The organism is Streptomyces sp. NPDC058678 (assembly GCF_042714835.1).
In the GTDB taxonomy this organism is placed as follows: Bacteria; Actinomycetota; Actinomycetes; order Streptomycetales; family Streptomycetaceae; genus Streptomyces.
This window is the reverse complement of sequence record NZ_JBHXSG010000007.1, coordinates 25,104-46,878: the sequence shown is the minus strand read 5'-3', so window position 1 is coordinate 46,878 and position 21,775 is coordinate 25,104. Positions and strand designations below refer to the sequence as shown.

The 21,775-nt window shown below is 71.0% G+C and carries 21 protein-coding genes and 1 pseudogene; 9 read left to right on the top strand and 13 right to left on the bottom strand.

The features are described 5' to 3' along the window. Nucleotides 1-55: 55 nt before the first annotated feature. The gene (locus ACFWWR_RS09355; protein WP_384302658.1) at nucleotides 56-1,045 is read right to left on the bottom strand and encodes a FecCD family ABC transporter permease; all 990 of its coding nucleotides are present in this window, start codon (nucleotides 1,043-1,045) and stop codon (nucleotides 56-58) included. Continuing rightward, the gene (locus ACFWWR_RS09350) at nucleotides 1,042-2,100 is read right to left on the bottom strand and encodes an iron-siderophore ABC transporter substrate-binding protein (protein WP_384302755.1); all 1,059 of its coding nucleotides are present in this window, start codon (nucleotides 2,098-2,100) and stop codon (nucleotides 1,042-1,044) included. Before ACFWWR_RS09350 ends, ACFWWR_RS09355 begins: the two co-directional genes overlap by 4 nt. 153 nt (nucleotides 2,101-2,253) lie before the next feature. On the opposite strand from ACFWWR_RS09350, the gene ACFWWR_RS09345 reads away from it, so the two are divergent. Further along, nucleotides 2,254-2,637 carry a VOC family protein gene (locus ACFWWR_RS09345; protein WP_383857864.1) on the top strand — a complete coding sequence of 128 codons (384 nt, stop codon included), beginning with the start codon at nucleotides 2,254-2,256 and terminating at the stop codon, nucleotides 2,635-2,637. A 203-nt stretch (nucleotides 2,638-2,840) separates the two neighbouring features. Here ACFWWR_RS09345 and ACFWWR_RS09340 read toward each other — a convergent pair whose 3' ends face one another. Next, nucleotides 2,841-3,947: a serine hydrolase domain-containing protein gene (locus ACFWWR_RS09340; RefSeq protein ID WP_383857867.1), complete on the bottom strand. Its 1,107-nt coding sequence runs from the start codon at nucleotides 3,945-3,947 to the stop codon at nucleotides 2,841-2,843. Nucleotides 3,948-4,283: 336 nt separating this feature from the next. On the opposite strand from ACFWWR_RS09340, the pseudogene ACFWWR_RS09335 reads away from it, so the two are divergent. Next, nucleotides 4,284-5,542, top strand: a pseudogene (locus ACFWWR_RS09335) (RNA-guided endonuclease InsQ/TnpB family protein). A gap of 56 nt (nucleotides 5,543-5,598) precedes the next feature. On the opposite strand, the gene ACFWWR_RS09330 reads toward ACFWWR_RS09335, so the two are convergent. Continuing rightward, nucleotides 5,599-6,285 carry a DUF4389 domain-containing protein gene (locus ACFWWR_RS09330; RefSeq protein ID WP_383857873.1) on the bottom strand — a complete coding sequence of 229 codons (687 nt, stop codon included), beginning with the start codon at nucleotides 6,283-6,285 and terminating at the stop codon, nucleotides 5,599-5,601. Between the two features lie 383 nt (nucleotides 6,286-6,668). Between ACFWWR_RS09330 and msrA the strand changes: the two genes are divergently transcribed. Then, entirely contained in the window at nucleotides 6,669-7,181 is a 513-nt protein-coding gene (gene msrA, locus ACFWWR_RS09325; protein WP_383857876.1) for a peptide-methionine (S)-S-oxide reductase MsrA, read from the top strand. 108 nt (nucleotides 7,182-7,289) lie between these two features. Here msrA and ACFWWR_RS09320 read toward each other — a convergent pair whose 3' ends face one another. Next, nucleotides 7,290-8,408 (bottom strand): hypothetical protein, encoded by a 1,119-nt coding sequence (locus ACFWWR_RS09320; protein WP_384302656.1) that lies wholly within the window; start codon nucleotides 8,406-8,408, stop codon nucleotides 7,290-7,292. An 86-nt stretch (nucleotides 8,409-8,494) separates the two neighbouring features. Here ACFWWR_RS09320 and ACFWWR_RS09315 point away from each other — a divergent pair, with 86 nt between their 5' ends. Next, nucleotides 8,495-9,649 carry a cystathionine gamma-synthase gene (locus ACFWWR_RS09315; RefSeq protein ID WP_384302654.1) on the top strand — a complete coding sequence of 385 codons (1,155 nt, stop codon included), beginning with the start codon at nucleotides 8,495-8,497 and terminating at the stop codon, nucleotides 9,647-9,649. A 68-nt stretch (nucleotides 9,650-9,717) separates the two neighbouring features. Here ACFWWR_RS09315 and ACFWWR_RS09310 read toward each other — a convergent pair whose 3' ends face one another. The 3 genes from ACFWWR_RS09310 to ACFWWR_RS09300 form a co-directional block, all read right to left on the bottom strand. Then, entirely contained in the window at nucleotides 9,718-9,966 is a 249-nt protein-coding gene (locus tag ACFWWR_RS09310; RefSeq protein WP_383857884.1) for a hypothetical protein, read from the bottom strand. 25 nt (nucleotides 9,967-9,991) lie between these two features. Continuing rightward, nucleotides 9,992-10,495 (bottom strand): sigma factor-like helix-turn-helix DNA-binding protein, encoded by a 504-nt coding sequence (locus ACFWWR_RS09305; RefSeq protein WP_383857887.1) that lies wholly within the window; start codon nucleotides 10,493-10,495, stop codon nucleotides 9,992-9,994. 197 nt (nucleotides 10,496-10,692) lie between these two features. Then, nucleotides 10,693-11,199 carry a MarR family winged helix-turn-helix transcriptional regulator gene (locus ACFWWR_RS09300; RefSeq protein ID WP_383858442.1) on the bottom strand — a complete coding sequence of 169 codons (507 nt, stop codon included), beginning with the start codon at nucleotides 11,197-11,199 and terminating at the stop codon, nucleotides 10,693-10,695. A gap of 162 nt (nucleotides 11,200-11,361) precedes the next feature. Between ACFWWR_RS09300 and ilvA the strand changes: the two genes are divergently transcribed. The 3 genes from ilvA to ACFWWR_RS09285 all read left to right on the top strand — a co-directional run bounded on the left by ilvA (nucleotide 11,362) and on the right by ACFWWR_RS09285 (nucleotide 14,610). Further along, on the top strand, nucleotides 11,362-12,591 hold the full coding sequence (gene ilvA, locus ACFWWR_RS09295) for a threonine ammonia-lyase (RefSeq protein ID WP_384302652.1): 1,230 nt from the start codon (nucleotides 11,362-11,364) through the stop codon (nucleotides 12,589-12,591). A gap of 127 nt (nucleotides 12,592-12,718) precedes the next feature. Further along, entirely contained in the window at nucleotides 12,719-13,768 is a 1,050-nt protein-coding gene (locus ACFWWR_RS09290; protein WP_383857893.1) for an ATP-binding cassette domain-containing protein, read from the top strand. After that, nucleotides 13,765-14,610, top strand: a complete 846-nt coding sequence (locus tag ACFWWR_RS09285) for an ABC transporter permease (protein ID WP_383857895.1) — start codon at nucleotides 13,765-13,767, stop codon at nucleotides 14,608-14,610. Before ACFWWR_RS09290 ends, ACFWWR_RS09285 begins: the two co-directional genes overlap by 4 nt. A gap of 79 nt (nucleotides 14,611-14,689) precedes the next feature. On the opposite strand, the gene greA is transcribed toward ACFWWR_RS09285, so the two are convergent. Together greA and ACFWWR_RS09275 are read right to left on the bottom strand one after the other, a co-directional pair. Continuing rightward, the gene (gene greA, locus ACFWWR_RS09280) at nucleotides 14,690-15,190 is read right to left on the bottom strand and encodes a transcription elongation factor GreA (RefSeq protein ID WP_383857898.1); all 501 of its coding nucleotides are present in this window, start codon (nucleotides 15,188-15,190) and stop codon (nucleotides 14,690-14,692) included. A gap of 167 nt (nucleotides 15,191-15,357) precedes the next feature. After that, nucleotides 15,358-15,756: a DUF4307 domain-containing protein gene (locus ACFWWR_RS09275; RefSeq protein ID WP_383857901.1), complete on the bottom strand. Its 399-nt coding sequence runs from the start codon at nucleotides 15,754-15,756 to the stop codon at nucleotides 15,358-15,360. A 123-nt stretch (nucleotides 15,757-15,879) separates the two neighbouring features. Here ACFWWR_RS09275 and mca point away from each other — a divergent pair, with 123 nt between their 5' ends. Together mca and ACFWWR_RS09265 are read left to right on the top strand one after the other, a co-directional pair. Then, the gene (gene mca, locus ACFWWR_RS09270) at nucleotides 15,880-16,761 is read left to right on the top strand and encodes a mycothiol conjugate amidase Mca (protein WP_383857904.1); all 882 of its coding nucleotides are present in this window, start codon (nucleotides 15,880-15,882) and stop codon (nucleotides 16,759-16,761) included. Continuing rightward, nucleotides 16,754-17,014 (top strand): hypothetical protein, encoded by a 261-nt coding sequence (locus ACFWWR_RS09265; RefSeq protein ID WP_383857907.1) that lies wholly within the window; start codon nucleotides 16,754-16,756, stop codon nucleotides 17,012-17,014. Before mca ends, ACFWWR_RS09265 begins: the two co-directional genes overlap by 8 nt. Nucleotides 17,015-17,038: 24 nt before the next feature. On the opposite strand, the gene ACFWWR_RS09260 is transcribed toward ACFWWR_RS09265, so the two are convergent. From ACFWWR_RS09260 to ACFWWR_RS09250, 3 genes are read right to left on the bottom strand one after another with little or no spacing between them, the layout of a single operon-like run. After that, nucleotides 17,039-18,022 carry a hypothetical protein gene (locus ACFWWR_RS09260; protein ID WP_384302650.1) on the bottom strand — a complete coding sequence of 328 codons (984 nt, stop codon included), beginning with the start codon at nucleotides 18,020-18,022 and terminating at the stop codon, nucleotides 17,039-17,041. After that, nucleotides 18,019-19,317: a CHAT domain-containing protein gene (locus ACFWWR_RS09255; protein WP_384302648.1), complete on the bottom strand. Its 1,299-nt coding sequence runs from the start codon at nucleotides 19,315-19,317 to the stop codon at nucleotides 18,019-18,021. Before ACFWWR_RS09255 ends, ACFWWR_RS09260 begins: the two co-directional genes overlap by 4 nt. A 4-nt stretch (nucleotides 19,318-19,321) precedes the next feature. After that, on the bottom strand, nucleotides 19,322-21,775 hold the full coding sequence (locus ACFWWR_RS09250; protein WP_384302646.1) for an AAA family ATPase: 2,454 nt from the start codon (nucleotides 21,773-21,775) through the stop codon (nucleotides 19,322-19,324).

The following is a 21,775-nucleotide window of genomic DNA, read 5'->3' as shown; positions in this document are numbered from 1 at the left end:
CGCAAGCGCCGGGCTGCGCGACCCGGCCCCGCCCAGGACCAGCGCCGGGTCCCGTTCACGCCACGGCTCCCTTACGCCGTACCAGCACCACCAGCACCGGCACCCCCACCAACGCGGTCATCACCCCGGCCGGCACCTCCGCGGGCGCCCGTACCACCCGCCCCGCCACATCCGCGCCCAGCAGCAGCGCCGCCCCCAGCAGCGCGGACAGCGGCAGTACCGCGCGATGTCCCCCGGAGACCAGCCGCCGGGCCAGGTGCGGCACCGCGAGCCCGACGAAGGCGATCGGACCGGCCGCGGCCACCGCGGCGGCCGTCAGCAGGGTCGCCCCCAGCGCCGCCGCGCCCCGCACCAACTGAACCCGATGCCCCAGCGCCCGTGCCGTCTCCTCGCCCAGGGCCAGCGCGTCCAGCCCTCGCGCACACGCCAGCACCAGGACCGCACCGGCCACCAGGAACGGCAGCATGCGGACGACCGTGTCCGCGTCCCGCCCGCTCAGCGCGCCCACCTGCCAGAACCGGAACTGGTCGAGCGTGGCGGAGCTGGAGGTGAGGACGACGGTCGTGGCACCGGCGGTCATCGCGGACAACGCCGTGCCCGCCAGCGCCAGCTTCACCGGCGACGCCCCCTCCCGTCCGCGCGCCGCGACGGCGTACACCAGACACGCGGCGACGACGGCACCGGCGAAGGCGTACCAGACGTATCCGCCGAAGCCGTTCGCCAGCCCGAAACCGATCGCGAGGACGACCCCGGCCGCGGCCCCCTGGCTCAGCCCGAGGATCCCGGGATCGGCGAGCGGATTGCGGGTCACGGCCTGGAGCGCGGCGCCGGCGACGCCGAGCGCGGCGCCCGCGGTCAGCCCGACCTCGGTGCGCGGCACCCGCAGCGACCGTACGACCAGGGCGTCCGGCGAGCCTCCGCCGTGCAGCAGGGCGTCGAACACGGCCGACAGCGGAACGGCGCGGGTGCCGACGGCGAGGCTGAGCATGCCGACGGCGGCCACCGCGAGGACGGCCGCCGGCCAGGCGAGGTGTCGGGGGCTCACTTGCCGATGTGCTCGGCGAGCTGTCGTATCACCAAAGACGCGGCGGTCGGACCGGCGTTGAGGTACCAGGGGTCGTCGTCGACCTTCACGGCATGCCCCGCCTCGACGGCCTTCATGGACTTCCACAGGGGCCCGGCGACCACGCTCGTGGCGTCGGTCTTGTCGGCGTCACCCTGGACGGAGTAGAAGATCCAGTCACCGTCCGCGGTATCGATGCTCTCCGGGCCGATGTCCTCGGAAATCGCGGTGAACCGCTGCGACTCGGGCCGCGACAGCCCCATGTCGACGGCGATGGACCCGGTGAAGGACGAGACGCCGAACATACGGGTGCGGTCGGGTGTGAACCGCACCATGGAGACGGTGGGATCGCCGAGGTCCGCGCCCTTGCTGGCGGCGTCGGCGGCGATGCCGTCCAGCAGGTCCTGCGCCGCCTCGCCCTTGCCGACGGCCTCGCCGACGAGGAGCAGGTCGCGCTTCCAGTTGATGCCGTTGCCGGCGGTGATCACGGTGGGCGCGATCTTCGACAGCTTGGGGTAGAGGTCGCCGAGCGAGTCGTTGGCGAGGATCAGGTCCGGCTCGGCGGCGGCGAGGGACTCCAGGTTGGGTGCCTGCCGGGTGCCCGCGTCGGTCATGTCGGCGAGCCGCGCCTTGTCCTTCGGGAAGGCGTCGGCGAGGTACTCGGGCACGAGCCCGGCGTTGTCGGCGCGGGTGGTGGCCGTGGGCACGATCCCCAGGGACAGCAGGTCGTCGAGCTGACCGGTGCTGAGGACGGCGATCTTCTTCGGCTCGGCCTCGATGGTCGCCTTGCCCTGGAAGTGGGTGACGGTCCGCGGGAATGTCCCGTCGGTGTCCGTGTCGGCGCCCATGCCGTCGGCGAGGGCGCTCGGCGCGGCGGACGGCCCCTCGGAGGCCCCCGCCGAGGCGCCCATCACCGGATTGCGCGCCCCGTCCGCCTTCTCCGCGCTCCCGTCACCGCCGTCCGAGGACGAGCAGCCGGCGAGCAGCCCTCCGACGACGGTCGCGGCCAGGACGGCCTTCACTGCTGCTGCACGCACGACGACTCCGACGATGTACTGGTTCACCGGAGTCCTGGCACCGTTGCACTCGTTCAGCGATAAACCGGTTTACTAAGGCAAGGCTTACCTTAACCGGTCCCGGAGTATGGTCGGTACGAAGGAGGCCCGCACTCGGCGCGAGGAGGCCGCACGATGACCGTCCAGCTGAACCACACCATCGTCGCCGCACACGACAAGAGCACGTCGGCCCGGTTCCTCGCCGACATCCTGGGCCTGGAGGTGAGCCCGCCGTACGGCCCCTTCATCCCCGTCGAGATCCCCAACGGCGTGACCCTCGACTACATCGACACCCCCGGCTCGATCACCCCCCAGCACTACGCCTTCCTCGTCTCCGAGGACGACTTCGACACGATCTTCACCCGCGTCCGGGACGCCGGTCTGACCTACTGGGCAGACCCGTTCCACAGCCGGGTGCGGGAGATCAACCACAACGACGGGGGCCGGGGCACGTACTTCGACGATCCGAACGGGCACAACCTGGAGATACTCACGCGGCCGTACGGCAGCGGGAGCTGAGCATCACAGCTGACCAGACCAGACCAGACCAGACCAGACCAGACCAGACCAGACCAGACCAGACCAGACCAGACCAGACCAGGCCCAACGGCCCGCCGGCCCCGGTGCCACGCGAGGCCGATGACGCGCTGTGATCACCAGGCGCATGACACGCCGTGATCAGTCGGATCGGGGCCTTCGTCCGGATCGGGACCTTCGGTCGGTCATGACCGCAGACCCATGAGGCCGTCGTAGGCGGACATGACGATCTCCAACCCCCGCTGGTCCTGCGCGGGTTCGCGCATCTGATTCGTCACGTACGCCACCGCCATGCGCCCCTCGGGTTCGATCATCACCAGTGAGCCGCCCCAGCCGCCCCACCCGTAGGTGTTGCCGAACAACCCGTAGCCCAGGCCGTAGCGCGCCGGCATACCCAGGATCCGGTCATCACCGCTGAACTGCTCCACCCACGCCCGCTCACAGCCCGCCTGCGACAGCAGCCGCACGCCCCGCGCCGCTCCTTGGCAGGCCATCACGGACTGCACGAGGGCGACCGAGCGGGCGTTGCCGAAGCCGCTCGCCGCGGGGATCTGGGCCCGGCGCCAGGCCACGCTGTTGCCGTCGCGGACCCGGATGCGGGTCCCGGCGGTCGGGTGCGCGTCGCCGGCGGGTGCGCTCGCCGTGTAGTCCTCGTCCCGGGAAGGGGGCGGGACCGTGAGGGCCACGCGGTGGTCGTGCTCGGCGGGCAGGCCCATGTGGAAGTCCGCGCCCAGCGGTCCGGCCACCTCCTCGGCGAAGTACTCGCCGACGCTCCGGCCGGTGATTCGGCGTACGACCTCGCCCACCAGGAATCCCTGGGTGATCGAGTGGTACCCGGCCGCGGTGCCCGGCTCCCACCGAGGCGCCTGCCCGGCCAGCCGTGCCGTGGCGGACGGCCAGTCGTAGAGCTCGTCGACCGTCCCCTCCCAGTCGGGCAGGCCCGCGGTGTGCGCGAGCAGGTGCCGCACCAGCACCTTCTCCTTGCCCGCCGCGGCGAACTCCGGCCAGTACCGGGCGACCGGTGCGTCCGGATCGAGCTCGCCACGGTCGGCCAGGAGCAGCGCACACAGCGCCGTCATCGTCTTCGTGACGGACCAGACGTTGACGATCGTGTCCCGCTCCCACGGAACCGTGCGGTCCGCGTCGGCGAACCCGCCCCAGACGTCCACCACCGGCTCACCGTCCACGAAGACCGCCACCGAGGCGCCCACGTCTCCCTCGTCCAGCAAAGCGGCCAGTGCGCTGGGGACCGCGGTGAACAGATCATCGTAGGAGCCCTGAATGTCGGCCATACGCGATATCTAGCCCCCATCGGGCGGTCAGAGGCAACCGAGATTCCCTCGACGGCTGAGCGCAGGGCTACCGGGATTCATTCGCAGTGCATCGGCCTTCAGGCCGGTGGTGAAGCGAATCTGTCATTGTGCCGCGGAGCGTCACGGATGCTGTCCTGCGGAGCAGGAGAGCGCAGGCGTCATCACGGCCGACGCGGAGCGTCAGGGGGCCCGATCCGGCGAAGCCGGGCAACGCCTCCCTCGTTCGGCCCGTTCCGCTCCTCCCGCTGCAAGGGAGTACCGACCGTTCATACGTTCCCTCTGGTGGCGGGTGGCGCTCGTTCATACGATCACCGCGTGCAGCTTCGGTACGCCTTCAGGCTGTACCCGGAACCTGGCCAACGCGCGGCGCTGGCCAGGGCGTTCGGGTGCGCCCGCGTCGTGTACAACGATGCCGTGCGCGCCCGCGAGGACGCCCGCAGGGCGGGCGAAGCGTTCCCCGCGGCGGGTGTGCTGTCCCAGAAGCTGATCACCCAGGCCAAGCAGACACCCGAGCGGTCCTGGCTGGGCGAGGTCTCCGCGGTCGTCCTCCAGCAGTCCCTGCGCGATGCGGAGGCCGCCTACAAGAACTTCTTCGCCTCCCTCAGGGGCGAGCGCAGGGGCGCGAAGAGCGGTGCGCCCCGCTTCAAGTCCCGCAAGGACAGCCGTCAGTCGATCCGCTTCACCGCCAATGCCCGCTGGTCGATCACTGGTTCCGGGAGGCTGAACCTCCCGAAGGTCGGCGCGGTGAAGGTGAAGTGGTCACGCATCCTTCCCGCCGCGCCCTCCTCGGTCACCGTGATCAAGGACGCGTCCGGACGGTACTTCGCCTCATTCGTCGTCGACACCGACCCGGCCGTCGACACCGACCCGGCCGTCGACACCGACCCGGCCGCCGACGCCGCCCGGATGCCCGGCACCGACCAGAGGGTCGGCATCGACCTGGGCCTGACCCACTTCGCCGTCCTCTCGGACGGCACGAAGATCGACTCCCCGCGGTTCCTGCGCCGGGCGGAGAAGAAGCTGAAGAAGGCCCAGCGGGAGCTGTCCCGCAAGCAGAAGGGATCCAGGAACCGGGAGAAGGCCCGCCTCAAGGTCGCCCGCGCCCACGCGAAGGTGGCCGACGCGCGCCGGGAGTTCCACCACCAGCTCTCCACTCGGCTGATCCGCGACAACCAAGCGATCGGTGTGGAGGACCTGGCGGTCAAAGGACTGGCGCGCACCAGGCTGGCGAAGAGTGTGCATGACGCGGGCTGGGCGCAGTTCGTGCACATGCTGGAGTACAAAGCGATCAGATACGGGCGCACCTTGGTGAAGACGGCCGGTTCGAGCCGACCAGTCAGGTGTGTTCGGCGTGTGGAGCCAAGGACGGCCCCGTGCCCCTGCACATCCGGGAATGGACCTGTGCCGCCTGCGGTGCGGTCCACGACCGGGACCACAATGCCGCGAAGAACGTGAAAACGGCCGCCGGACTGGCGGTGACAGCCTGTGGAGCGCAGGTCAGACCAGGACTCGTCCCGGCACAGCGCGACGAAGCAGGAAGCCATGGATTCCCGTCCGAACCCCGTGCCGCGTAGCGGCACAGCAACGGACGAGAAGGCCAGAATCCTCAGGCTTCAGCCCGAGGAGCAAGTCAAGTGTCCTTGCTCGCCGAGGTCTTGGTCAGCGGGGAGTCCTGCGCGCCCATGTCGAGACGGAACGGCGGATACTGATCGGTCATCAGGGCGGCGTAGACGGTGACCCGCGCGACCCAGCGGGCCAGGCCCAGCAGGAAGTCGAAGAGGTGAACCGGATAACGGGCGGTCACCGCCAGGATGATCACGGCGACCAGGGAGAGAAAGGGAATCAAGCCACCGCCGTGCCAGCCGCTTCCTCCTTCCCAGGCCCAGCCCCACTCACCGACGAAGATCCCGACGACGATGTACTGCGGGATCACCAGCAGCCACCACTTCACCAGGACCAGGCCCCGGGAGAGGCGCTCGGGATAGGCGACGTCGAAATGCGCTGGATAGTCGGGCACGTCCGCGAGGGTGAACGGCGGGTAACGGTCGGTGCCGAGTGCGGTGTGGGCGTAGTAGCTGACACGCCAGTTCCAGCGCATCACGCCGACACTAAAGTCGAAGAGGGACCGTGGGTATCGGCCGGTGAACAGGATGGCGAAGAACGCGATGACGGTCACGAAGACGAACGCGATCCACAGGAAGAACAGCACGACGTAGTGCGGGATGGCGAGGAGCCACTTCACCAGCCACAGCCATCGGGACAGCCGGGGATCGAGAAACGCTTCGAGACGCACAGGTGACGCGGCGACCGGGATCATGCGGCGCAACTCCCTTCGAGCCTCCCCCCCCCCAGCCTGGCGCCCGTCCGTCCGTCAGCTCCCCCGCACGGGTAGGTGACCAGGTGTTTTCCGGATCATGAATCCAGGCTCGCACGCGGGGCGGAAGGCCGCGACCGGGGCTGGGCGCGCCTGCAAGGCACGACGCGGGACGACGACGATCAAAGGGTCACGTGGTGCCAGGAGGGAGGAGACCGGCCTCGACGAGTGCTCGCGGGGCCGGTGATCGGCGACCGCAGGGCCCATCGGACGGGGCGCGGAATCGCCTGGGACCCTCGCGCGTTGAGGGGGATGGGCCGGGATGCCGGTGGTGTGTGAGCCGAGCAGCCCGAGCGACCGAGCTGACAGATATTGGAGGGGCCGTAATGGCTGTGCAGACGCAGAGGGCCGTGCTGGCGGGCGGATGCTTCTGGGGGATGGAGGAGCTGATCCGCCGACTTCCGGGCGTGACGGCGACCCGGGTCGGATACACCGGCGGTGACGTGCCGAACGCGACGTACCGTAACCACGGCACGCACGCGGAGGCCATCGAGATCCTTTTCGACCCTGAGGAGACCGACTACCGCGCGATCCTGGAGTTCTTCTTCCAGATCCACGACCCGAGCACCAAGAACCGCCAGGGCAACGACATCGGCCTCAGCTACCGCTCGGCGATCTACTACGTGGACGACGAGCAGAAGCGGATCGCCGAGGACACGATCGCGGACGTGGACGCCTCCGGACTCTGGCCGGGCAAGGTCGTCACCGAGGTGGAGCCGGTCGGCCCCTTCTGGGAGGCCGAGCCCGAGCACCAGGACTACCTGCAGCGTTACCCGAACGGCTACACCTGCCACTTCCCGCGCCCGGGATGGCGGCTGCCCACCCGCACGGAGGGCTGACCGCGAGGCGGCCCGCTCCTAGGCAGACGGTTTCCTGGCGGGCCGCTCGTGGCAGCAGCCACCCGCCACCCCGGCCGTCGTCAGCCACTCGCCATCCCGGCCGTCGTCTCAGTTCGGCAGCGTGGCCGGGCTGCCGCCGTTGGCCTCGTAGCCCGCGACCGCCAGAGCGCGGTAGACCGCGAACTCCGCGGCCGGGTCGGGGGACAGGGTCCAGGGGAGGGCGCCGACGTGGCCGTCGACGTGGAGGAGCTGGCTCATCGCCTCCGCCCAGCGCTCGGCGCGGACCAGGAAGAAGACCAGCAGGTGGCGGACGTGCGCCAGCATCGGGTCGTCGGCGCGGGCGGAGTGCACGGCGTACAGCGCGCCGTGCATCGCCTTCGTCACGGTCTCGCTCTGGTAGAAGCCGCTGACCAGGTTCACCTCGGGGAGGTGCTCGAAGACCGCGAAGAGGGGCATGGCCGCCAGGAGGGAACCCCGCGGAGCTCTCGCCGCCGCCGCTTCCGCGAAGCCGTACGCCTGCTCGCGCGAGCCGTGCCATTTCTCGCACCAGTAGTGCAGGGCGGCCAGATGCGCCCCCATGTGGTTCGGGGCGCGGTCCAGGATCTTCAGCCAGAGCTGCTCGAACTCCGGCTGGGAGTACGCCAGTCCACGCGCCACCGAGAGCTCGACGATGTACGGGATCGGGTCGCCGGGGGCCAGCAGAGCCGCGTCGCCGACCGCGGCCCTGGCCTCCTCCATGATGATCCGGAACTCGTCCGTGCCCGGCGTCGACGTCCGCCACGCCTGCTGGACCAAGAACTCCGCGTGCACCGCCGCGCCGCCCGCGTCCTTAGGCGCCTCGGCCCGCCACACCCGCAGCCACTGCCCGCCCGGCGTCTCGGCCACCCCGCCGGGCCGCTGCCGCAGCTCCAGCGAGGCGGCGCCCGCGAAGGCCTGCACGCGCTGCCACCGCAGCTCGCTCTCCGCCTCCGTGCCGGCGAGGAGCTGGGCCGCCGCCCGGTGGTCCTGGGTGCGCTGCACCAGGTCCAGGACGTCCACCAGGTCCTGGTCGGGGCCGGGCATCCGGACGTCCAGCTCCTCCTGCAGCGCGAAGCCGTAGTTCGCCGGGTCCGCGGCGTCCGGGTGGCCCGGCGGGACCTGCTCGATCATGCCGCGCCGGCGCCGCATGACGGGAAGCAGCACGAAGCCGAGCATGACCAGCGCCATCAGGACCCACAGAATTTCCATGTCTCAAGGGTTCCAGACGCCTCGGACAATTGGCCAACCCGGTCGGCGCCTGTGGAAATCTCCGGAGCGCATTACGCTCGGTGCCCATGAGCGACAGGCACATCAGTCAGCACTTCGAGACCCTCGCGATCCACGCGGGCAACACCGCGGATCCCCTCACCGGCGCGGTCGTCCCGCCGATCTACCAGGTCTCGACCTACAAGCAGGACGGCGTCGGCGGTCTGCGCGGCGGCTACGAGTACAGCCGCAGCGCCAACCCGACCAGGACGGCCCTGGAGGAGAACCTCGCGGCCCTGGAGGGCGGCCGCCGCGGCCTCGCGTTCGCGTCCGGACTGGCGGCCGAGGACTGCCTGTTGCGTACGCTGCTCAGCCCCGGCGACCACGTGGTCATCCCCAACGACGCGTACGGCGGTACGTTCCGCCTCTTCGCGAAGGTCGTCTCCCGGTGGGGCGTGGAGTGGTCGGTGGCCGACACCAGCGACCCGTCCGCGGTACGGGCCGCCATCACCCCGAAGACCAAGGCGGTGTGGGTGGAGACCCCCTCCAACCCGCTGCTCGGCATCACCGACATCGCCGCCGTCGCCCAGGTCGCCCGGGACGCGGGCGCGCGGCTGGTCGTCGACAACACCTTCGCCACGCCGTACCTGCAGCAGCCGCTGTCCCTCGGCGCGGACGTCGTGGTGCACTCGCTGACCAAGTACATGGGCGGCCACTCGGACGTCGTCGGCGGCGCCCTGATCGTCAGCGACCCGGAGCTGGGCGAGGAGCTGGCGTACCACCAGAACGCGATGGGCGCGGTCGCCGGGCCCTTCGACTCGTGGCTGGTGCTGCGCGGCACGAAGACGCTGTCGGTGCGCATGGACCGGCACAGCGAGAACGCCACCAAGGTGGCCGACATGCTGACCCGCCACGCGCGCGTGACGAACGTCCTGTACCCGGGTCTGCCCGAGCACCCCGGTCACGAGGTCGCCGTCAAGCAGATGCGGGCGTTCGGCGGCATGGTCTCGTTCCAGGTCGCGGGCGGCGAGGAGGCGGCGGTCGAGGTCTGCAACCGCGCCAAGGTGTTCACGCTCGGCGAGTCCCTGGGCGGCGTCGAGTCGCTCATCGAGCACCCCGGACGCATGACGCACGCGTCCACGGCCGGCTCGGCCCTGGAGGTGCCCGCCGACCTCGTACGCCTGTCCGTGGGCATCGAGAACGCCGAGGATCTTCTGGAGGACCTCCAGCAAGCCCTCGGCTAGGCATCCGGCCCTCGGCCGGCGGTCGGCGGCGGCGCTCCTGGGCCGCGCGCACCGAGTGCCTGCCGGGGTCACCAGTCCGTGAGCGGTGGAGTCGTGTCCGACGGCGGCTCCACCCACGGCTGGGCCATCAGCGCCCACACCACGAAGGCGACGGTCGCGGCGACGAGCAGCAGCCACAGCAGGCTCCGGGCGGCTTTCCTGCGGCGCAGCATGCGGCCGCCCCGTCGCACGACCTCTCCGTACAGCTCCGGGGGCACGGACGGCCCGGACCGCTCCATGATCCGCCGTACGGCGGCCTCCCGCTCGGGCCGGTTCACGCCCGCCTCCGGCTGCCGGGCCGCCTCATGACGGCGCCACCCTCGGCCCGGCCACCGACGGCGCCGGGCCCCTGGGCGGGTGCAGCATGGTCGCCGTGGCCCGGTCGCAGAGGGTGCGGACGCGTTCCACGGGGAGGCCGAGAAGCGCCGCCGCCTGTTCCTCGGCGACGCCCTCGTACAACCTGAGGACGAGGATCAGGCGTTCCTGCGGAGCGAGCCCGGCCAGGGCGCCGGCGGGGTGGCGGCGGGCCGGGACGAGGCCGCCGTAGTGGTGCCACGCCCCGCGCGCGAAGCGGGTGGCCAGGTACTGGCGGGTCCGGTCGTACGGGTCCTCGCCGCGCAGCCGGTCCCAGCACGCGTACGTGTGCGCCAGAGCCAGCGTCAGCAGGCGTCGTGCGCGCGGGTTGTCGTGCGGCTCCTCCGCCGTGAGGAGCGTGGCGGCATGCAGCAGCCGCCCGGCCGCGCCCGCGACGAACGCCTCGAACTCGCGGGCCCGGCGGGCGCCCTGGGCCGCTTGCCGTTGCCGCACCGCACCTCCCGCCTGAGGGCGATCCTGAGAGAAGGGGTCCGGCCCCGTACGGGATGCGCAACCGTGTACGACGGGGACCCGGTCTCATATGAGGCCAGGCGCGGCCCGTTGGTCAAGAGCCGCGCAGGGCGGAGAGCCGTGCAGGGCGGAGAGCCGTGCAGGGCCGAGAGCTGCGTGCCGGTGCGGGGAGCCGGCCGTCAGGAAGCGGACGGCGCGTCGGCCCCCGGTACGTCCTGGGCCGCCATCCGGGTGGAGAGGGCGGTGTTGAAGCGCGTGAGGAGCGTGCAGAACGCCTCGCGCTCCTCAGGTGCCCAGTCGTGTGTCAGCTCGGCCATCAACTGACGCCGCGACGAGCGCACTTCCTCGAGGCGGGACAGCCCGCGTGGGGACAGCTGGAGCACCACCGCCCGCCCGTCCTCGGGGTGCGAGGTCCGCTTGACGAGCCCGGTGTCGACGAGCGGAGCGACCTGACGGGTGACCGTCGAGGAGTCGATCCCCATGCTCGCGGCGAGCGCCTTGACGCCCATCGGGCCTTCCTTGTCGAGCCGGTTCAGCAGCAGGTACGCGGCGCGGTCCATGGAGTTGCGCACCTGCCCCACCCCGCCGAGCCGGGTCTGTTCGGCACGTCGGGCGAACACCGCCACCTCGTGCTGCAGCGTGTCGAGGAGACCGCTGTCACCGACGGTCGTCATGTCCATCGACATTTCAGGTGTTGTGGGCATGGCCGGAGGCTCACTTCGTGAAGGGGTGCTGGATTGGGGGACAGGGTACGCGGCCCGGGGGCGGGCCGTACCGGGGCTGCGTAAACCGGTCTCGGAGGTTGGTCACAGAGGTGGCCCGCGCGTGTGAACTGCGAGACTTGAGTCATGAACTACCGCGAGGTCCCCTCCGTGCCGCCGGTGACGCTCGATGACGTGCGCGGTGCCCAGAAGATGCTCTCGGGCGTGGCGAGGGTGACCGCGATGGAGGGCAGCCGGCACCTGACCCGGCTGGTCGGCGCGCCGGTCCACTTCAAGTGCGAGAACCTCCAGCGGACGGGATCGTTCAAGCTGCGTGGCGCGTACGTCCGGATCGCCGGACTGCTTCCCGAGGAGCGGGCCGCCGGTGTCGTCGCGGCCAGCGCGGGCAACCACGCGCAGGGCGTGGCGCTGGCGTCGTCGCTGCTCGGCGTGCGTTCCACGGTGTTCATGCCGAAGGGCGCCCCACTGCCGAAGATCAGCGCCACCCGCCACTACGGCGCCGAGGTGCGCCTGCACGGGCAGGTGGTCGACGAGACGCTGGCCGCCGCGCAGGAGTACGCGGAGGCGACCGGCGCGGTGTTCATCCACCCGTTCGACCACCCTGACATCATCGCAGGCCAGGGCACGGTCGGCCTGGAGATTCTGGAGCAGTGCCCCGAGGTGCGCACGATCGTCGTGGGCATCGGCGGCGGAGGGCTGGCGGCCGGTATCGCGGTCGCGGTGAAGACGCTCAGGCCGGACGTGCGGATCGTGGGCGTCCAGGCGGCGGGCGCGGCCGCGTACCCGCCCTCGCTGGCGGCCGGGCGGCCGGTGGTGATCGAGAACCCGGCGACGATGGCCGACGGCATCAAGGTCGGGCGGCCCGGCGACGTGCCGTTCGGGATCATCGGCGAGCTGGTGGACGAGGTGCGCACGGTGACGGAGGACGAGCTGTCCACCGGGCTGCTGTTGTGCCTGGAGCGGGCCAAGCTGGTCGTCGAGCCGGCCGGGGCGAGCCCGGTCGCCGCGCTGCTGAGCGACCCCGGCTCCTTCGAGGGGCCTGTCGTGGCGGTGCTGTCCGGCGGTAACGTCGATCCGCTGCTGATGCAGCGCGTGCTGACCCACGGATTGGCCGCGCAGGGCCGCTACCTGGCCGTACGCCTCCGGCTGACGGACCGGCCCGGCGCCCTCGCGACGCTTCTGGGGGTGTTGTCAGTGGTGGACGCTAACGTCCTCGATGTGGGCCACGTACGGACCGATCCACGGCTCGGGCTCACGGAGGCGGAGGTCGAGCTGCACCTGGAGACGAAGGGGCCGGTGCACTGCGCCGAGGTCGGCCAGGCCCTGCGCGACGCGGGCTATACGGTCATCGGCTGAGGTCAGGCGCCTCTTTGTCACCCGATCGGGTAAGTGCATTGAGAGACGCGATACATCGCGTTATGGTGTGTCTCGTGCCACCTGTACCCAGCTTTATCGAAGAATCCCCGACGACGTGGAGACTTATATGCCAGGCGCCATCTATGCCGAAGGCCTGGTCAAGACCTTCGGTGACGTAAGGGCTCTGGACGGCGTCGACCTCGATGTCCCCGAGGGCACCGTGCTGGGCCTGCTCGGGCCGAACGGCGCGGGCAAGACGACCACCGTCCGCTGTCTGACGACGCTGCTGCGCCCCGACAGCGGCAGGGCCGTCGTCGCCGGCCTCGACGTGCTGAAGCAGCCCAACGAGGTGCGGCGCTCCATCGGCCTGTCCGGCCAGTTCGCCGCGGTCGACGAATACCTGACCGGCCGCGAGAACATCCAGATGGTCGGCCAGCTCTACCAGATGAAGGCCAAGGCGGCCAAGGCCCGGGCCGAGGAGCTGCTGGAGCAGTTCAATCTGGCGGACGCGGCCGACCGCCCCGCGAAGACCTACTCCGGCGGCATGCGCCGCCGCCTCGACCTGGCCGCGGCGCTCGTCGTGTCCCCGCCCGTGATGTTCATGGACGAGCCGACGACCGGCCTCGACCCGCGCAACCGCCAGCAGCTGTGGGAGGTCATCAAACAGCTGGTCTCCGGCGGTACGACCCTGCTGCTGACCACCCAGTACCTGGAAGAGGCCGACCACCTCGCCCACGACATCGCCGTGGTCGACCACGGGCGTGTCATCGCCCGCGGCACCTCCGACGAGCTCAAGGCCCGCACCGGCGGCGAGCGCGTCGAGGTCGTGGTGCACGAGCGGGAGCACATCCCGACCGCCCGCGAGGTGCTGGGAGGCTTCGGCAAGGGCGACACCACGGTCGAGGAGCACACCCGCAAGCTCACCGTGCCCGTCACCGGCGGCGCGAAGCTCCTCGCCGAGGTCATCCGCGAACTGGACGCCCGCGGCATCGAGATAGACGACATCGGCCTGCGCCGCCCGACCCTGGACGACGTCTTCCTCTCCCTGACCGGCCACGTGGCCGAGGTCGAGGACGAGGAGAACGGCACGGGCACCAAGGACGCCAGGAACACCAAAGACGCCCAAGACGCCCAAGACGCCAAAGACCGTCGGCACAAGAAGGAGACCGCCAAGTGAGTGCCGTCACCGACGCCGTGCGGATCACGGCGCCCACCAACCCCGTCACCCAGTCGATCCGCGACTCGCTGGTCGTCGCCAAACGCAACCTGATCAGGATGTCCCGCATCCCGGAGATGGTCATCTTCGGACTCATCCAGCCGATCATGTTCGTGGTGCTGTTCAGCTACGTCTTCGGCGGATCGATGAACATCGGCGGCACCACCGACCCCGGCGTCTACCGCGAGTTCCTGATGGCGGGCATCTTCGCCCAGACGGTCACCTTCGCCACCGCGGGCGCCGGAGCGGGCATCGCCGACGACATGCACAAGGGGCTCATCGACCGTTTCCGCTCGCTGCCCATGGCGCGCGGCGCGGTGCTGACCGGACGGACGCTCGCCGACCTGGTGCAGACCGCGCTCACCCTGTTCGTGCTGGCCGTCGTCGCCCTGCTGGTCGGCTGGCGCACCCACACCAGCGTGGGTGAGGTGCTCGGCGCCTTCGGGCTGCTGCTCCTCACGGGATACGCGTTCACCTGGATCGGCGCGGTGATCGGTCTGTCCGTGCGGACACCGGAAGCGGCCACCTCGGGCGGACTGATCTGGCTCTTCCCGGTGACGTTCGTCTCGAACGCGTTCGTGGACTCCAGCCAGATGACGCCCTGGCTGCAACACGTCGCCGACTGGAACCCCTTCAGCGCCACCGTCCAGGCCTGCCGCGAGCTGTTCGGCAACCCGGGGGTCTCGACCTCGGACGCCTGGCCGATGCAGCACCCCGTGTGGGCCTCGATGATCTACTCGGTCCTGATCATCGCCCTGTTCAGAACGCTGGCGGTGCGTAAGTACCGCTCCGCGACGGCCTGAGAGGGCATCACGACGGCATGACGACGCCCCCGGCGTCAGCGGACGCCGGGGGCTCGCCAAGGACGTGCGGGGGGCCGGGTCAGCCGCTGTAGGGCTCGGCCTTGAGGATGGTCACCGAGGCCTTCTTGCCGTTCGGCAGTTCGTACTGCGCGTCCTCGCCGACCTTGTGGCCGATCACGCCGGAGCCCAGCGGGGACTGCGGGGAGTACGTCTCGACGTCGGCGCTGGCGTACTCGCGCGAGGCCAGCAGGAAGGTCATCGTGTCGTCCTCGTCACCGTCGAAGGCGATCGTCACGACCATGCCGGGCGCCACCGCACCGTCGGCGGAGGCCGGGGCCTCACCGACCTTGGCGTTGTCCAGGAGCTGGGTCAGCTGGCGGACTCGGAGCTCCTGCTTGCCCTGCTCCTCCTTGGCCGCGTGGTACCCGCCGTTCTCGCGCAGGTCGCCCTCCTCGCGCGCGGCCGCGATCTTGGCGGCGATCTCCGTGCGCGCAGGACCAGACAGGTACTCCAGCTCGGCCTTGAGCTGGTTGTACGCCTCCTGGGTAAGCCAGGTGACGTTCTCGCTGGTCTGGGTCACAGGTGCTCCTCGTAGGTACTGGGAATACAAAGCATCGCCCTACCCAGAAGGATGTTCCTTCACGGATGGGCGAAACCACGAGCCTAACAATTCAGCGGCCCAAGGGGGAGGACATAAGCCTCAGAATCCCGTCAGCGCAGGTCAGGGCCTACGGGTCGCGGGATACCTCAGTCGGCGTGGCAGCCGAGCAGCTCGGCCGTGGTGCCCGGTGCCGTGGTGCGCAGCGTGAGGGCCTTGTCGATGCGGGTGGCGTCCCCGTCGAAGTGGAAGTCGGCCCGGCCCACCTCGGCGCCGCTCTCCGCCTGGGAGCGCAGGGTGCAGTAGCCGCTCGCCCCGGAGTCCTTGCGGACCTCCAGGTGGATCCGCACCGCGTTCTTCCCCGGTTCGAAGGTGATCACCTCGGCGCTGATCTTGTTCTGGCCGACGTAGTGGTACGCGAAGTACCCCACCAGGGCGAGGAGCAGAGCGGCGAGGACGGCGCCGGTGATCTTGAGCTTGTGGTCGGCACGCTCGTCCGAGGAGCGGCCGTAGCGGCCCTCGGGCAGTCGCGTGCTCGCCGTGCTCATGATCGTCCCTCTCGGCAGGGCCTCCGAAGCGGGGGACCCGGAATTATTGGCCCCCCGATTCGGTCACTATAGAAGCGCCGATCGCACCCGTTCACACCGGGCGCCGACTACGAGGATTGAGTCTTGACTGACCAGCTGCGACTGATGGCCGTGCACGCCCACCCCGACGACGAGTCGAGCAAGGGCGCGGCCACCATGGCGAAGTACGTGTCCGAGGGGGTGGACGTGCTGGTGGTGACCTGCACGGGCGGGGAGCGCGGTTCCATCCTCAACCCCAAGCTGCAGGGCGACAAGTACATCGAGGAGCACATCCACGAGGTACGCAAGAAGGAGATGGACGAGGCCCGCGAGATCCTCGGCGTCGGGCAGGAGTGGCTCGGTTTCGTCGACTCCGGCCTGCCCGAGGGCGACCCGCTGCCGCCGCTGCCCGAGGGCTGCTTCGCCCTGGAGGACGTCGACAGGGCGGCCGGCGAGCTGGTGAAGCAGATCCGCTCGTTCCGTCCGCAGGTCATCACGACGTACGACGAGAACGGCGGCTACCCGCACCCCGACCACATCATGACCCACAAGATCTCGATGGTGGCGTTCGAGGGCGCGGCGGACACCGCGAAGTACCCGGAGGACGAGTTCGGACCGGCGTACCAGCCGCTGAAGCTCTACTACAACCAGGGCTTCAACCGCCCGCGCACCGAGGCGCTGCACCAGGCGATGCTGGACCGGGGCCTGGAGTCGCCGTACGGGGAGTGGCTCAAGCGCTGGGACGAGTTCGAGCGCACCGAGCGCACGCTGACCACGCACGTCCCGTGTGCCGAGTTCTACGAGATCCGCGACAAGGCCCTGATCGCGCACGCCACGCAGATCGACCCCGACGGCGGCTGGTTCCGGGTGCCGATGGAGGTCCAGAAGGAGGTCTGGCCGACGGAGGAGTACGAGCTGGCGAAGTCCCTCGTCGATACCTCCCTCCCCGAGGACGACCTCTTTGCGGGCATCCGCGACAATGCCTGACATGAGCGCAAGCGCAAGCCTGGCAATGACGCACCTCGCGACCCTCGCCAAGGAGGTCGACGAGGACAAGGTCACCCCCGGCGTCCTCGGCTTCATCGTCTTCGCGGCGATGGCCCTGGCCGTGTGGGCCCTGATGAAGTCGATGAGCAAGCACATGGGCAAGGTCGACTTCAAGGAGACCTCGGACCCGAAGGCGGAGTCCGCGGACGCCTCCGCCCCGGCCTCGGCCGAGCCCGGGGCGAAGCAGGGCTGACGGCCGCCCACCGGTTTTTGTCCCTCACCGGCAGTGGTCGGCCAGGGACAGCAGCAGGTGGGCGGACTCCGGCCGCAGATGATCCGAGTGGGCGCCCGCGGGGCCGCGCCCGCGCACGAAGACGTCGCTCGCGTCGACACTGACGAAGCGGTGATCGAGCGCGGCGAGCGGGTAGGGCTCACCGGGCGGCAGCATCCGGATCGCGGAGACCGGGGCCGGTGCGGTGCCGATACCGGCGTACCCGATGCCCGCCCGTTTCTCCGCCCGCAGATGCCAGAAGCCGGTGGCGCGGTCGTGCTGCGAGTACGTCGCGACGACCGGTCCGCGCAGCGGGGCTTCGGCGAGCGCGGTGAAGGTCGCGGCGAAGGCGTCGCGGGGCGCGGCCATCTGGAACAGCAGCAGGGAGTCGACCGTGAAGGGCCGTCCCGGCGGCCCCGGCGTGCTCCAGCCCAGGGTGAGCGGCTCCTCCTCCGCCGCCCACTGCACGGCTTCGCACAGGAACCGGCAGCCGAAGGAGTGCCCGATCAGGTGCAGGTACTGGCCGTCGCGGTTGGCCAGGACGGGCGGTGCGGCCGGGTCCGCGCGGTGGGCGTCCAGATATCCGAGCAGCCGGCCGATGACGCGGGCGGCGTGCCCGTCGGTGCTCATGGCGTGGGCCCGGTCCCGGATCTGCCGATAGCCGCCGAGGGTGGGCAGCGAGCGGGAGGGCCAGCGGACGAGGACGGTCCAGGGGCGCCACGGTGTGAGGCGCGGGTATCGGGTGTCGTCGCGCTGTGCCGCGGTCAGTGCCAGCAGCCGATGTACGGCCGTGAGTGCCGAATCCGGCGAGGTCTGCCAGCCGTGGACGTAGACGAGCAGGTCGGTGGCCCAGCGGGGCGGGGCGAGTTCCTCGGCGAAGTGGTCGTCGAGACGGTGGGCCGGGACCGGGCGCGGGCCGGACGGGGTGTCTTCGAGGAGCCGGCCGTCCGGGCCGAGGTCCACGACGCGTACGTCCGGGAGCGGGTTCACGCGGGTGTCCCGGCGGGCTCGGCCCGTTCCAGACGGGCGTCCATGCCGCAGTGCAGGGCGTAGGCGAAGCCCAGGGGGTTGTGCAGCTCGTCGGCGAAGTGGCGGGCGACGGCATGGGCGGTCGCCCCGGCGGTCTCGTCGCCGGTGAGGTAGCGGGTGAGGAACTCCAGGGCGTACTCGGCCGCGAAGACCTGCGGCATCTCTATCTGCGGGCCCAGAATGCCGCGGGCGCCGGTCTCGATGAGGGCGCGGCCGAGGTAGGCGAGGTCGGCGTTGCCGGACAGGCCGGCGTAGCAGGCGTTCAGGAGGACGAACGGCTGGAACGGGACGCAGGAGTCACGGGGCGGGCGGTGGGCCTGCACGGTGTAGGCGTCGATGGGGCGCTGGTCGGTCAACCGCACCACGAGGTAGGGCGGTTCGGGGTCGGCGGTCTGGAACCGGCCGTGACACCAGAAGTACATCAGCTGCTCGTCGAGGCCGGTGTCCGCGAGGGCCTGCTCCAGCTGGGTCCGGGTGGTGCGCTCGGTCAGGGTGGCGCCGCGGGCCAGGGCCGCGGCCACCTCGTCGGCCCGGGTTCTGCCGCGCGGGTCGATGCCGGTGTCGTGGTTGAGGCTCACGGTGGGCCGGGCGGGCGGCGGTTGCTCGTGGTCCTCCTCGATCCCCGCGTAGTAGCCGCCGGTGTGCTCGATGCGGTGCCGGTGCCCGAGGAAGCGGCGGAACATCCCGGCGAGCCCCGGCTCGTCCGTCGCGTCGGGCGGCAGGCACAGCATCGGCCACGGGACGAAGAAGTCGGAGTCGAAGCGGACCCGCAGCGGCTGTTCGGAGCGCAGTGCCTTGATCAGGAACTCGCGGAACCGCTTGACGTTGTCGCCGCCTCCGCCGAGCAGGATGTCGAAGAGCAGCTGGGTGCCGTAGGTGGTGAGCTGCGACACCGCGGCGCCGAGTTCGTCCTGCGGCTCGCCCGTGAGGTCGGTGAGCGTGGCGTACGGGTACGCCGGGCGGCCGGGGGCGGGTACGCCCGGCTCGGCCGGCGGCTGCACGGCGACGAACTCGTCCTTCCACACCTGGCGCAGGTGGGCCGTCGCCGCGCGCACCTGTCGCGGGCTCGCCTCCAGGAAGGTCTTGTGCTCCGAGCGGAGGGTGGTGAGGGCCGGGCCGTGCATCCGGGCCAGGACGCGGTCCTCGCCGTACACGTCGAAGCCGACCACCAGGTCGGGCGGCGTGGCGCGGGACGGCAGCCGGGTGAAGCCGAGGCTCGGGTCCTGGACGACACGGACGGGGAGTTCACGGGCCACGTTGTCAGGCCCTCCGGGCGGGTTCGGGGTGCGGGGCGGCGAGGGGTGCGGTGGTGCCGGTGACGTCGATGTCGGTCTCCACCTGTTGCAGAACCGTGTGGGACGTCGCGTCCTCGATGGTGAAGCGGATGCGGTGGCGGCCCGCGGTGTGAGGGGTGAAGAGGAAGAGGACGGTGCCGTCGACCGGGAGGGAGTGGGGCGGGTCGATGTCGGCGCGGGTGAGGGGGGTGGCCCGCGCCGTCAGCCGGGGGAGGAGGGTGTCCCGCCCGTCCGTGCCGTCCGGGCGGGACGTGGGCTCGACGCGCAGGCTGATGCGGGCCGTCGTGTCGGGTGCGGGGGCGTCGTCGAGAAGGGCGAGGCGGATCAGGGCGGCGGCGGTCGGCGCGCCGTCGATCGGGTCGCCGGGCTCGGGGATCAGGTGGCGGATGACGTGGGGAATGCGGAGCCGCGGTGCACGCCAGTCGATGCTGTCGAGGTCCTGGCCCGGATAACACCGGGAGAGCGCCCGGATCGCCCGTGTGCCCGTGACGGAGTCGGGGCCGTACCGTGCGGCGGTCACCCACAGCTCGCCCGCGATGTCGCCGATCGCCTCGAACTGCGTCCCTGCCCTGATGAGCAATGCGTTGTCCGGAGACCGGGCGAAGTCGCTCCGGACCGAGATCTGCAGCCAGGTCCAGGCCAGGCCGATGCGGCAGTCGGCTTCGATGAAGGCTCCCATGGCGTCGACCAGAGAGGAGCCCTTCACCGGCATGCTGTGGTGCCGGGCCCATCCGGCCCCCAAGCGGTCCGGCAGCCTCTGGAAGAGGCGCCCTGCCCGCTCCAGGGTCTCCGCCGTCCCCTCGTGCCGTGCGTCCGCGTACCCCACCCCCAGCAGCAGCGTCGCCCAAGCCTCCCCCCGCACGTCTCCGTGCTGCCGATGGGCCGAGGGCGTCGCCTCCAGCTCCCGCAGGACGTCCGGCTGGGGACCGTTCTGCAGCAGCGCGACCCGGCACAGCTCGGTGTCCGCCCACGCCGCCCCGACCACGTCACCGACGTCCTGGAAGGTGTGCCATGCCGCGTCGAGCCGTTTGCGCGCCTCCTCCAGATCACCGCGCGTCAGCCGCAGCCGCCCGTAGTGGAAGACGGCCCAGGCCTCGCCGCGCCGGTCACCGTGGACCTGGTGAGTCTCGATCGCGAGCCGCAGGAGGCGGCCGACGTCGGGCAGCAGGCCGCGGTCGATGCGGATCGCCGCGCGGGTGTGCAGGGCCCAGCCGTCCGGGACGTCGACGTCGGGAAGGGTGTCGAGAATGCCTTCGGCCTTGCGGAGAAAGCCCATGTGGTGGCGGCAGACGGCGAGTTCGCGGATGGCGTCCGGGGTGTCGATCCCCGTCAGAGCCGCGGCCGCGGCCGCGGGCTGTCCGGCCTGACGGGCGGCGGCGGCCAGCGGGACGGTCAGCGTGCCCCACTCGCCGGTCGCGTGCCCGAGCCCGGCCTTCAGCATCAGCAGCGGGATCAGGGCGCCTTCGGTGGCCAACTGCTGCGCCAACCAGCCCACGAAGGTGCGGGAGTTCGTCGCGCCGGAGCGCACCAGGCGCAGCGCGAGGTCGACGCAGGGTTCCGCCCTGTCGGCCAGTGTTCGGGGCTCGTCCAGCAGGGACCGGGCCAGGGCGTGATCCAACCGCCGGGACCACGCGCGGAGCTCGTCGGATCCCCGCTCGCCGGTGAGCCGCTCGCGTACCGCCGGGCGCAGCTCGTACCAGCCGGGGCGGGGCTGGTGCAGGAAGCCGTGCCGTTGAAGTCGTTCGATCGCCCCGCGCCGCTCGGGCCGGGTGAGCTCCTCGACCGGCAGCGGAGTGTCCAGCCGGAACTCCCGTCCTTCCCAGGCCGCGAGGGTGTCGAGCAGGGCCGCCTCCTGCCCGGAGAGCAGCGCCCGGCGCTCCGCGACCCCCGGCTGCCGGCCGTCCTCGGGGCCCGGGAGCACCGGGTGCCGCAGCACGTCCGTGTCGTCGTGGACCGAGACGCGGCCGGTACGGGTCGTGGCGATCAGGACGCAGTACGTCCCTTCGAGCAGTCCGGCGAGCGTTCTCAGCAGTTGCTCGCCCAGGGAGCCGAACGGCAGGTCGTCGAGCACGATCACCGCCGGGGCGCCGAGCCGGAGCCAGTCCCGGCAGGCCGTCATGGCCCTTTCGGCGAGGTCGTCGGGTTCGCTCAGAAGCGCCGCACGCAGGACGTCCCGCGGAACGTCCATCGCCAGCAGCACGCGAAGCGCGAGATACTCCGGCCGGTCGGGTCGGCCGCCGAGCGAGAGCCAAAGCGCGGGCCCCTGGCGCGACGTGCCGAGATGGTCCGCCAACTGCCGTGCCAACGTCGACTTCCCGGCCCCCGGAGGCCCGTGGAGCACGACCACCCGCCGGTCATCGTCCAAGGCGCTCGCCAGTCGCAGCACCTCGGCCCGCAGCCCTGCTCGCGACCGGTCCAC